General features: G+C 36.8%; 8 protein-coding genes. 5 read left to right on the top strand and 3 right to left on the bottom strand.

What is annotated here, in order from left to right; genetic code table 11:
• Both QV04_RS11435 and QV04_RS11055 read left to right on the top strand, forming a co-directional pair.
• On the top strand, window positions 1-639 hold a 639-nt coding region (locus tag QV04_RS11435), incomplete at its 5' end, for a cytochrome P450 (RefSeq protein WP_197494829.1).
• Complete coding sequence (locus tag QV04_RS11055; protein ID WP_065230445.1) at window positions 639-1862, top strand: MFS transporter; 1224 nt, start codon at window positions 639-641, stop codon at window positions 1860-1862. The genes QV04_RS11435 and QV04_RS11055, both read left to right, overlap by 1 nt.
• Before the next feature lie 62 nt (window positions 1863-1924).
• Here QV04_RS11055 and QV04_RS11050 read toward each other — a convergent pair whose 3' ends face one another.
• Both QV04_RS11050 and QV04_RS11045 read right to left on the bottom strand, forming a co-directional pair.
• Window positions 1925-3334 carry a YdgA family protein gene (locus QV04_RS11050; RefSeq protein ID WP_039174395.1) on the bottom strand — a complete coding sequence of 470 codons (1410 nt, stop codon included), beginning with the start codon at window positions 3332-3334 and terminating at the stop codon, window positions 1925-1927.
• A gap of 24 nt (window positions 3335-3358) precedes the next feature.
• Window positions 3359-4672 (bottom strand): serine dehydratase subunit alpha family protein, encoded by a 1314-nt coding sequence (locus tag QV04_RS11045; RefSeq protein WP_065230446.1) that lies wholly within the window; start codon window positions 4670-4672, stop codon window positions 3359-3361.
• A gap of 312 nt (window positions 4673-4984) precedes the next feature.
• Between QV04_RS11045 and dnaK the strand changes: the two genes are divergently transcribed.
• Both dnaK and dnaJ read left to right on the top strand, forming a co-directional pair.
• Window positions 4985-6904 (top strand): molecular chaperone DnaK, encoded by a 1920-nt coding sequence (gene dnaK / locus QV04_RS11040; RefSeq protein WP_065230447.1) that lies wholly within the window; start codon window positions 4985-4987, stop codon window positions 6902-6904.
• Between the two features lie 126 nt (window positions 6905-7030).
• Window positions 7031-8152 carry a molecular chaperone DnaJ gene (dnaJ, locus tag QV04_RS11035; protein WP_039141542.1) on the top strand — a complete coding sequence of 374 codons (1122 nt, stop codon included), beginning with the start codon at window positions 7031-7033 and terminating at the stop codon, window positions 8150-8152.
• Between the two features lie 56 nt (window positions 8153-8208).
• Here dnaJ and uvrB read toward each other — a convergent pair whose 3' ends face one another.
• Window positions 8209-10248, bottom strand: a complete 2040-nt coding sequence (uvrB, locus tag QV04_RS11030) for an excinuclease ABC subunit UvrB (RefSeq protein WP_156539668.1) — start codon at window positions 10246-10248, stop codon at window positions 8209-8211.
• A gap of 171 nt (window positions 10249-10419) precedes the next feature.
• On the opposite strand from uvrB, the gene QV04_RS11025 reads away from it, so the two are divergent.
• Complete coding sequence (locus QV04_RS11025; RefSeq protein WP_039141536.1) at window positions 10420-11433, top strand: YeiH family protein; 1014 nt, start codon at window positions 10420-10422, stop codon at window positions 11431-11433.
• Window positions 11434-11566: the final 133 nt, after the last annotated feature.

Raw genomic sequence — 11566 nt, 5'->3', positions numbered from 1 at the left:
TGGATCACTACATTAACTAAACATGCAGAGAATGTTGGAATGCTTTTCGATGGAAGAGTAAGGGATAAGGAACATTTTATTTCTATAGTAAAATCTTTTTTAATAATTTTTGATGTATTTAAAAGGTTCTATAATACTACTGATATAAATACCTCTGATATAGTTGTTACATATATTGCAGCTCATCAAACTACTATGCAACTTATTGTTGCTTCTCTTTATAATATTTATAAATTTAATTTATCAGTGACAAGAGAAAATGTTAGGGATATTATCACTGAGTCATCTCGATTGTGTAGTCCTATTTTATGTATGGGAAGAATAGTTACTCAAAATATTAATTATAAAGATTTTATTTTTAAAAAAGGGGGTAGGATTATGTTTTATACTGGAATGGCTAATTTTGATCCTAATGTTTTTAAAAATCCATTTGAATTTTCTTTAAATAGATATGAAAAGCCATTATCATTTGGTTCAGGGGTACATATGTGTATTGGTATGGGAATATCTCTTAGTTTTTCTAGTAAGTGTGTTGATTTTATATGTTCTAATTATTCAATAAAAAATGTAAGTGTATTTGAGTTGATAAAAGGTGTTTCTTCTTTAGGTGCTTTTCGATTTAGTATTGAGGTGGGATAATGCGGGCATTATTAACAATTAGAAATTTCCCATCACTATTATCGTCTTTATTTATTTCAAAGCTAGGAGATTACTCTTATGAGGTTGTATTTGTTTTTATTGTTCTAGAAATTACAGGTGGTAACTATATTCTTACTGGAGTTGTGTATTTTTTTAGGTTCATTCCATTCTTATTTTTTGGTCCTATAGGTGGATGGTTGGCTGATAATAAAGATATTAAGAATACTTTACTATTTAGTGAAATAGTTAGATTGATAGTGACCTGTTTGCTTTTTATTTCATATTTTTATGAGAATATTAATATTTATATATTAATACTATCTTCTGTTCTGACTACTATCGGAAGAAGTATTTTTCAGCCAAGTTTTAGAACTGCAATTCCAAAAATTGTTTCTAATAAAAATCTAGGGTATGCAAATAGTATTTCTCAAATTGCTGAGGAAATGGCAATGGTACTTGGTCCATTAATTTGTTCTTTTATTTTATCAATAGCTGTAAATAAATCGTGGGTGTTGATGTTTAATGCAATAACTTACTTTTTATCTATTCTTATTATTTTTAATTTAAGTAAGTTAGATGCGCGAAAAAAAGAAGTGTTTAATGTTTCAAAAATATACAAAGATACGTGTTTAAGTCTTGATTATTTATATCGTGTTAATAATAAATTATTCATTGTGATTATAGGATCTGGAATTTGTATCCTGTTTACTGGTTCAGTATTACGTTTTATTATTCCAGCGGTGACGGTTTTTTTGGGTAAAGGTGAGATTTTTACTAGCTATATTTTTTCTTTAATGGCATTTGGAACTATTATTGGAGGATTAATTTATAATAAGTGTGTAAATATAGTAACGCCTAATAAATTAATGTTTTTCTGGGTTGTTTATGGTGTTATTCTTTTTTGTTTAGCTGTTTTTTCATTCTTTTCATTTGATATCTTTTTACCTTTTTCTTTTATATTGGGGGTATGTGGAGCTTTTGTGGATATAACATTGGTTACCGTAATACAAACCTATTCTGAAAAAAATAATATAGGAAAAAATTTTGGTATTTTCTCAACATTAGCTAATACTTCGGAGGCATTATCCTCCTTATTGTCAGGTGTAATTGCTATATTCAGTATTATTTTTTCATTTGTTACATTAACATTATTGATAGTATTAACGAGCTCAATTTGTTTAGCTTTACTAGCAAAGAAAAGGTTAGTTAATGAAGGGCTATAGTAGCTCGGTTGAAAATATAAATGATGTATGTCTTCCTTTTTTAAAAGGAAGACAGTGTTATATCAAAATAATGAGATTAATAAAAATGCTAAAGCTTCTTTTGGTATTTGCTGTTGGTTAAGATAAAGTTCTCCCTCTTTTTGTTCTAAATTGAGCTGATATGCATTTTTTGTTTCAAGCAAAATGCCTTGTGTCACCTGTTGTTGCAGTTTTGTTTGCAGGATCTGTTGCAGTCTTTCCGGATTAATTGGTTCAACTTGTTTATTGTTCTCAAATATTTTGTTCATTGCGGTCGCATAATTATTAATAACCCCATTTAAGAACGGTTTTTCGAGATTTAAATGAATATTCAATGAATCAAAAAATTGATCCGGTAAGCCTTGTGTTAGATTGGCCACGGCTTGTGGTGCTGTCTGAATATTAGCCTTCAATGTTGCTTCTCCATCACTATTTTTCAATGATAATGGTGCAATCACTAATTGTGGTTGTTGATTAAATAAATTAGTGAGTGAATTATGAAGTCGAGTTTGATCTTCCTTTAAACTGGCATCGAACAAATTATCTAAATCGGCACCGCTTAAATGTTTGAATTGTAATTTTAGGGTTTGTGAATAAAGTGATTGTTCATTCATTAATACATCTGCAATATCACCGTCTATATCAATAGCATAAAAGTTTCCATCTTGTGTTAATTTCACGGTGCTGCTTTGATCTTTTGAGATATTGCTGACATAGGCGGAGTTTGCCTGAGATCTAAAGTTAAACTCGGCACGTTTTATTGTGGTTTTGATGTCACCGATCGGCAAATAGCGTAAATTGGTTAATTTTAATTTTCCTTCGGAAGTTAAGCCTTGTATTAAAATGTTGCTATCAATATTTTTTTGTTCCGATTGTAAAATAAAACGGAAATCATCTAAGTTAATTGAATAGTGAATATTTTTCGCCTGATCCAATTTAAGTTTGTATTCACCGCCGGACCAAACAATTTTATTTTCATCGGATTGGTATTCACCCGGTGAAAAATGAAAATTCAGATCCATAGCTTGTTGATAATCTATATCAATTTTTAATGTAAAAGGGTTGGCAGCGACGTAATTTTTTTCGCCGTTTTTCAAGTAGAAAGGCAAGTTTTTGTTTTGATTATCGGTTTGCAACGTTGATTCACTGGAAGCCATCACTGGCAGCAGTTTGAACTGACTTAATTTATTAAGCGGCAATGGGCCGTGATAAATTTTAGTTTGAATCGGATAACTATATTCATCAATATTAAGTTGATATTGAAGATCACTGAAAAAAAAGTGGCGTTCTAGCTGTACATCATCAATTTTGATCCAACCTTGTTGGTTGATGTCGTCAATTTGTTTGAGATATTGTTCTTCAATTTTTGAGCCCGTATACCAAGTGCCGCCAAGCCAGACGGCACTTATCGCAGCTAAGGCGACAACAGTAATAGTGAGTGATTTTTTTTGCATAATTTTTCCTTGTAAACGAGTGGTTTATTTGCATTGATTTTGCGGTTTATTTGCCATAATTTCAATAATTTGAAAATCAGTATGCTGCATACTTTTACAAGCAATAGCGCATAAATTATCAATGCTGCGATCAATAGTATGTTCAACAATCCCTTCATCACCGGTTACGCCGGTCTGATTAATTGCCATTAGCACCGATTTATAGGCGGAGGTTACGCTGGTTGACACTTTCATTGCACAGCTGTTAGCGGCACCGTCACACAACATTCCGCTGATATCACCAATCATACTGCTGATTGCCATTGCTGCCGTGTCAAATTTATTGGTGAGCAGGTAGGAAATACCGGCACAGCTTCCCATTGCCGCAGTAGTGACTGCACAAAGTGCGGATAGCTTAGGTAATTTGCTGTGAATAAAAATCGCGATTAAATGTGATAAAAACAGCGCTCGAGTACGTTGTTCGCCGTAAATATTGAGATGATTGGCGACAACAACAACTGGCATAGTGGCGGTAATGCCTTGATTTCCAGAGCCAGAATTACTCATTGCTGGTAACGTTGCACCACCCATTCGTGCATCGGAGGCGGCTGTTGTTTGGATCATTATACGAGAGAGCAGATCATCAGAAAGCAATCCGTCGCCGATATGTTTTTGTAAAGTACGACCAATATGTAAACCGTAATCTTGTCGTAAACCTTCTTGAGATAAGGCGGCGTTAAGTATTTCTGCCTGATTAATAAAAGTGATTTTTTCTAAGTCGACCTGCATTGAGAAGTCGAAAATATCTTTTGCATTAAGTTGATTAAAAATGTGATGCTGCGAAGCGTCATCTATTGTTTGAATTGGGTTTTGATACAATATCTGACCATTTTTTTCAATGGAAGTAATGCGAGTGTGTTGTTCTTCAATGATGACGCGAACCCAGTCGTTTCCGCTATAAAGTGTTGATTCTGCATATAAAATATGATCAGTTTGCTTAATGGTAACAGCAACGACACCAGTTTGTAGCAACTGTTTTGCCTTTTCAACCTGTTGAGATGTAATATTTTTTAGCACTTCTAAACCGCTATCAGCATTGCCTCCAATGGCACCAATAGCGGCAGCAATTGGTAAGCCCACCATTCCGGTACCGGGAACAGAAACTCCTAATCCATTTTTCATTAAGTTCGGCGATACTTTTGCTTCGATTCTTTCAATGTTGTTGTGTCCTAGATATTTTGCTGCAGTAGCGGATGCTAACGCCAATGAGATCGGTTCGGTACAACCAAGTGCTGGTACAACATCTTGCTTAACGATTTGAATAAGAGTGTGTTCAAACGGTTGTAAGTGTGAATCCATAAAATCCTCATTAAATGTGATGGTGTTATTGTCGATCAGATAATTTCGTTGATAAATATACACGTTAATCAAGCAGCTGCTAAGCCCTAACTACAATTTAACATCAAGAAAAATGGTATTGATGAAAAAAATTAAAAAAATTTTTTAAAGTTGCCCTTGAAAATTGGATTTTAAGTTCAATTTATTGTGGCACGAATGATGTGGGTTCTATGAAAGACTGAGGATTAATAAAAAATTATCCCTTGTAAATTTTAGAATGAACCCTATTTAGTCGATGTTAAAAACGAATTTAAAATCAGGAGAATAAAGATTATGGGAAAAATTATTGGTATTGACTTAGGTACAACAAATTCATGTGTGGCAGTGATGGATGGCGATAAACCGCGTGTTATTGAAAATGCGGAAGGAGATCGTACAACGCCTTCTATCATTGCTTATACTCAAGATGGCGAAACATTAGTTGGTCAACCAGCTAAACGCCAAGCGGTAACTAATCCGAAAAACACACTATTCGCAATTAAACGTTTGATTGGTCGTCGTTTTACTGATGAGGAAGTTCAACGTGATGTCAGCATTATGCCGTTTGATATTGTTAAAGCAGATAATGGTGATGCGTGGGTAGAAGTGAAAGGTGAAAAAATGGCACCTCCTCAAATTTCTGCTGAAGTATTGAAAAAAATGAAGAAAACAGCAGAAGATTTCTTAGGCGAACCGGTTACTGAAGCAGTAATTACTGTACCTGCTTACTTTAATGATGCTCAACGTCAAGCAACTAAAGATGCAGGTCGAATTGCAGGCTTAGATGTTAAACGTATTATTAACGAACCAACAGCAGCAGCATTAGCTTATGGCTTAGATAAAGGTAAAGGTAACCATACTATTGCAGTATATGACTTAGGTGGTGGTACATTTGACTTATCTATTATCGAAATTGATGAAGTAGATGGTGAAAAAACGTTTGAAGTATTAGCAACCAATGGTGATACTCACTTGGGTGGTGAAGACTTTGATAACCGAGTAATTAATTACTTAGTTGATGAGTTCAAAAAAGAACAGGGTATTGATTTACGCAATGATCCGTTAGCAATGCAACGTTTGAAAGAGGCTGGTGAAAAAGCGAAGATCGAACTTTCTTCAGCACAACAAACAGACGTGAATTTACCGTATATCACAGCGGATGCGACAGGACCAAAACATTTAAATATCAAATTAACCCGTGCAAAATTGGAATCTTTAGTTGAAGACTTAGTTGCAAAATCAATGGATCCAATCCGTGTTGCTTTGAAAGATGCTGATTTAACAGTATCAGATATTGATGATGTGATTTTGGTCGGTGGTCAAACCCGTATGCCGTTGGTACAACAGAAAGTGGCTGAATTCTTCGGAAAAGAACCTCGTAAAGATGTGAACCCGGATGAAGCAGTAGCGATTGGTGCGGCTGTTCAAGGCGGTGTGTTGGCTGGTGATGTAAAAGACGTATTGTTACTTGATGTGACTCCGTTATCACTCGGTATCGAAACAATGGGTGGCGTAATGACTACCTTGATTGAAAAGAACACAACTATTCCGACTAAGAAGTCACAAGTGTTCTCAACCGCTGAAGATAACCAAAGTGCAGTAACTATTCACGTGTTGCAAGGTGAACGTAAACGTGCGGCAGACAACAAATCACTTGGTCAGTTTAATTTGGAAGGTATTAACCCAGCACCTCGTGGTATGCCACAGATCGAAGTGACTTTTGACATTGATGCGGACGGTATTATCCACGTTTCTGCGAAAGATAAAGGTACAGGTAAAGAACAACAAATCACTATTAAAGCCTCTTCCGGTTTAAGTGATGAAGAAATTCAACAAATGGTGCGTGATGCAGAAGCAAATGCTGAAGCTGACCGTAAATTTGAAGAGTTAGTTCAAGCTCGTAACCAAGCGGATCACTTGGTTCACACAACTCGTAAACAGTTAGGTGAAGTAGGTGCAAATCTTGCAGCAGACGATAAAGCAGCGATTGAAAAAGCAGTAAATGAACTTGAAACTGCGGCGAAAGGCGAAGATAAAGCAGAAATTGAAGCAAAAACTCAAGCTTTGATTCAAGCAGCAGAAAAATTAATGCAAGCTGCTCAACAGCAAGCACAAGCCGGTCAGGCTCAGCAACAACAAGCACAAAGCGGTGCGAAAAATAACGGCGATGATGTCGTAGATGCTGAGTTTGAAGAGGTTAAGGATAATAAATAATCTATCCTCCTGATGTAGCGGCTTGAGTTTTTCGAGCTGCTACAATTTACCCCATGGGCGACGGCTAAACACCTCGCCCTTTTACTGTATTCAAAGGTTAATAATCAACTAAAAGTAGGATAACGAATGGCAAAGCGTGATTATTATGAAGTGTTAGGCGTTTCAAAATCGGATGATGAAAAAGCAATTAAGAAAGCTTATAAACGCTTGGCAATGAAATTTCACCCAGACCGTAATCCCGGCGATAAAGAAGCAGAAGCGAAATTTAAAGAAGTTCAAGAAGCTTATGAAGTATTAGGCGACAAAGAAAAACGTGCTGCCTATGATCAATATGGACACGCTGCCTTTGAGCAAGGCGGAGCCGGTGCCGGTGGATTCGGTGGGGCAGATTTCGGCGATATTTTCGGTGATATTTTCAGCGATATGTTCGGTGGTGGCAGAGGTCGTCAACGTGTTGTCAGAGGTGAAGATTTACGTTACGACTTGGAGCTTACGCTTGAAGAAGCGGTGAAAGGCGTTACCAAAGATATTCGTATTGCAACTTTGGCAACTTGTGATAGTTGTCACGGTTCCGGTGCTAAAGCCGGTTCAAAAGTGGAAACCTGTAGTTATTGTCACGGTTCCGGTCGAATTCGCCGTCAAAGCGGTTTCTTTGTGCAGGAACAGACCTGCCCTCATTGTCACGGCACAGGTAAAATTATTGAACAACCTTGTGATAGCTGTCACGGTGACGGACGAGTTCATAAATATAAAAATCTTTCCGTTAAAGTGCCGGCAGGCGTGGATACTGGAAGTCAGCTTCGCTTAAGCGGTGAAGGTGCAGCAGGTGAGAATGGCGCACCGGCGGGTGATCTTTATGTGGTAATTCACGTAAAAGAACACGATATTTTTCAACGTGACGGTAATAATCTTTATTGTGAAGTACCGATCAGTTTTACTTTAGCTGCATTAGGCGGTGAAATTGAAGTTCCGACATTAGATGGCAAAGTAAAATTAAAAATTCCGGAAGAAACTCAAACAGGTAAATTATTCCGTTTACGTGGTAAAGGTGTCACTTCGACACGTTCTCACTATCAAGGTGATTTAATTTGTCGTGTGATTGTAGAAACACCGGTTAAGTTAAATAAAGAACAGAAGGAATTGCTACAAAAATTTGAGAAGAGTTTAGAAGGACGCAATCAGCATCGCCCCAAGGAAAAAGGCTTTTTAGATGGTGTAAAACGTTTCTTCGATAATTTAGGTAAATAATTTTATTATGAGAAATTGAAACCCGTAGGTTGGAAAACTTACGGGTTTTTTATTAATTAATCGCCTTGTAGCGTTATAAAACGATCACGCAGAGCGTGAAGTTGATCTCTTGTTTGAGCAGCTTTTTCAAATTCTAAATCCTGAGCAAATTTATACATCTGTTGTTCAAGATGTTTAATTTGTTTTTGTAGATCTTTGGCATTATCAAGCATTTCATAAGTTGCTGCCGGTTCAGCTGCTTTCGGTAAGCGTTGTTTTTTCGCTTTTTGATTGGCACTTTGACCAATATCCAAAATTTCACCGATTTTTTTATTCAGTGCTTTCGGTACGATACCGTGTTGCTCATTATAAGCCTGCTGTTTTTGACGGCGGCGCTCAGTTTCATCAATGGCTTTTTGCATTGATGGTGTGATGCGATCGGCATAAAGAATGGCTTTACCGTTTAAGTTACGCGCTGCACGACCGATTGTCTGAATTAACGAGCGTTCGGAACGTAAAAAGCCCTCTTTATCTGCATCCAAAATAGCAACCAAAGAAACTTCCGGCATATCTAAACCTTCTCGTAACAAGTTAATTCCAACTAAAACATCAAATTCACCGGCGCGAAGATCTCGGATAATTTCAACCCGTTCAACCGTATCAATATCTGAATGTAAATAGCGAACTAATACTCCGTGTTCTGCCAGATAATCGGTTAAGTCTTCAGCCATTTTTTTCGTTAAAGTAGTGACTAATACACGTTCATTTTTTTCAACGCGTAAGCGAATTTCAGAAAGTAAATCGTCAACTTGAGTTCCTACCGGACGAACTTCAATTTCAGGATCTAATAAGCCGGTTGGACGAACGACTTGATCTATAATTTCATCACCGGATTTTTCTAGCTCATAAGGTCCGGGGGTTGCTGAAACATAGATGGTTTGTGGGGCGAGGCGTTCAAACTCTTCAAAACGTAATGGGCGGTTGTCTAATGCTGAAGGCAGACGAAAACCGTATTCAACTAAAGTTTCTTTTCTTGAGCGATCACCTCTATACATACCACCGATTTGTGGAACAGTAACGTGTGATTCATCGATAATTAATAAGCCATCATTCGGAATGTAATCGAACAGTGTCGGTGGTGGCTCACCCTCTTTACGCCCAGAAAGGTAACGTGAATAGTTTTCTATTCCGGAGCAGTAACCTAATTCGTTCATCATTTCAATATCGAATTGTGTTCGTTGAGTAATGCGTTGTTCTTCAAGCAATTTATTCTCTTTGATGAAATACTCTCTGCGTTGAGCCAACTCCAGTTTGATTTGTTCAATAGCCTCTAAAATGCGTTCTCTAGGTGTAACATAGTGTGTTTTTGGATAAACGGTATAACGTGGCACAGCTCCGAAAGAGCGATTGGTGAGAGGATCGAATAGACTTAATCGTTCGACCTCTTCATCAAAAAGCTCTACGCGTAAGGCTACATCATCCGATTCTGCTGGGAATATATCAATCACTTCACCGTGAACGCGGAATGTACCGCGCTGAAAGGCGTGATCATTGCGGGTATATTGTAAGGAGGCAAGATGAGAGAGGATTTCTCGTTGATCAATAATTGAGCCAGTTTGTAGATGTAACATCATTTTTAGATAAGAGTCTGGATCACCCAAACCGTAAATAGCAGAAACAGAGGTTACCACGATGGTATCCCGTCTTTCCAAAAAAGATTTTGTTGCAGAAAGTCGCATTTGTTCAATTTGATCATTAATCGAGGCATCTTTTTCAATAAAAGTGTCGCTTGCAGGTACATAGGCTTCCGGTTGATAGTAATCATAGTAGGAAACGAAATATTCAACTGCATTTTCTGGGAAGAAAGCTTTCATTTCAGCATAGAGCTGGGCGGCTAATGTTTTATTTGGAGCAAAAATCATTGCTGGACGATTTAATTGTGCAATGACATTAGCAATAGTAAAGGTTTTACCAGAACCAGTTACACCAAGCAGTGTTTGGTGTGCTAGACCGTCATTTAAATTTTCCACCAGTTTAGCGATGGCTGTGGGTTGATCGCCGGAAGGTTTGAAGTCTGAATGTAAAATAAAAGGCTTACTGTTCTTTTTCATAATCAATTTAACAATAAAAGTTGTGAGCGGATTTTAACATATATCACGATTGAGCTGAATTAATACGTAATCACCACATTTTTTCAAAAAAGTAGATCCCTTTTGGGAAGTAGCTTGCTAAAATAATAACCCTCTTAATTTAGTGTATTTATTACATTTTCCTTTTGGATTCATAATATGAAAATTATGTCTTTAATTCCTGGTTTATTGCTTTCTGGAGCAGTGACCGCAGTAGCATTTACTCTTAATTATTTCGGCATCGGTAGTTCAATTGGTATTAGTGCATTAACTTTTGCCATTTTGATAGGGATGCTTGTTGGAAATACGATTTACCCTAATATTGCCCAAGTATCACACGAAGGCGTTAATTTTTCTAAAGGTATTTTACTGAGAGCGGGTATTATTCTGTATGGTTTCCGCATCACATTTCAACAAATTGGTTCAGTGGGGATTAATGCCATTGTAACAGACGCAATTATGTTGATTTCTACTTTCTTTATTACTTGCTGGTTGGGGCGAAAGTGGCTAAAAATTGATAAAGAAATCACTTATTTATGTGCGACTGGCGCCAGTATTTGTGGGGCTGCTGCGGTGATGGCGGCGGAACCTGTGGTCAAAGCACAATCGCATAAAGTATCGGTAGCTATCGCTACAGTTGTGATTTTTGGTACGTTGGCAATGTTTGCCTACCCAATGTTATATCCGTTGTTAAGCCACTATATCAGTGAATATCAATTTGGGATTTATATTGGTTCGACCGTACACGAAGTAGCACAGGTTTATGCTGCAGGACAGAATATCAGTAACCAAGTGGCGGATAGTGCTGTGATTACCAAAATGATTCGTGTAATGATGTTAGCGCCATTCTTGTTAGCATTATCATTTTCATTAAGTCGTAATCAAGTATCAAGTGAATCAAGAAAAATTAATATTCCTTGGTTTGCGGTTTGGTTTGTTTTAGTTGCCGTTTTAAATTCATTCCCAATTATTCCCGAAGTGATTACACATTGGTTGGTTGAATTGGATACTTTATTGTTGATGATGGCAATGTCGGCATTAGGATTAACAACACATATTGATGCGATTAAAAAAGCGGGCGCAAAACCGCTTATTTTAGGTTTAATTATATTTTTCTGGTTATGTATCGGCGGTTTTGTAGTTAACCTTGTCAGTGAAAGTATTTTTAATTAAGTTAAGTTTTAGTGAACAGGAATGGAGCGGAAACGCTCCATTCTTTTTAGCTTTTTTTCAGGAATATAACTAAAAAATAATAAGTTTTGCACAGACTTATTTTTGTCAAGTTTTTTTTGTTTTATTTTTTTTC

The organism is Gallibacterium genomosp. 1 (genome assembly GCF_001678575.1).
In the GTDB taxonomy this organism is placed as follows: Bacteria; Pseudomonadota; Gammaproteobacteria; order Enterobacterales; family Pasteurellaceae; genus Gallibacterium.
The sequence above is the reverse complement of the archived record's forward strand: the minus strand, read 5'-3'. Positions and strand labels throughout refer to the sequence as shown.

Excerpts from the sequence above, each read along its gene's own strand:
- QV04_RS11055 (WP_065230445.1), top strand. The coding sequence starts at position 639 with ATGCGGGCATTATTAACAATTAGAAATTTCCCATCACTATTATCGTCT.
- QV04_RS11050 (WP_039174395.1), bottom strand. The coding sequence starts at position 3,334 with ATGCAAAAAAAATCACTCACTATTACTGTTGTCGCCTTAGCTGCGATA.
- QV04_RS11045 (WP_065230446.1), bottom strand. The coding sequence starts at position 4,672 with ATGGATTCACACTTACAACCGTTTGAACACACTCTTATTCAAATCGTT.
- dnaK (WP_065230447.1), top strand. The coding sequence starts at position 4,985 with ATGGGAAAAATTATTGGTATTGACTTAGGTACAACAAATTCATGTGTG.
- dnaJ (WP_039141542.1), top strand. The coding sequence starts at position 7,031 with ATGGCAAAGCGTGATTATTATGAAGTGTTAGGCGTTTCAAAATCGGAT.
- QV04_RS11025 (WP_039141536.1), top strand. The coding sequence starts at position 10,420 with ATGAAAATTATGTCTTTAATTCCTGGTTTATTGCTTTCTGGAGCAGTG.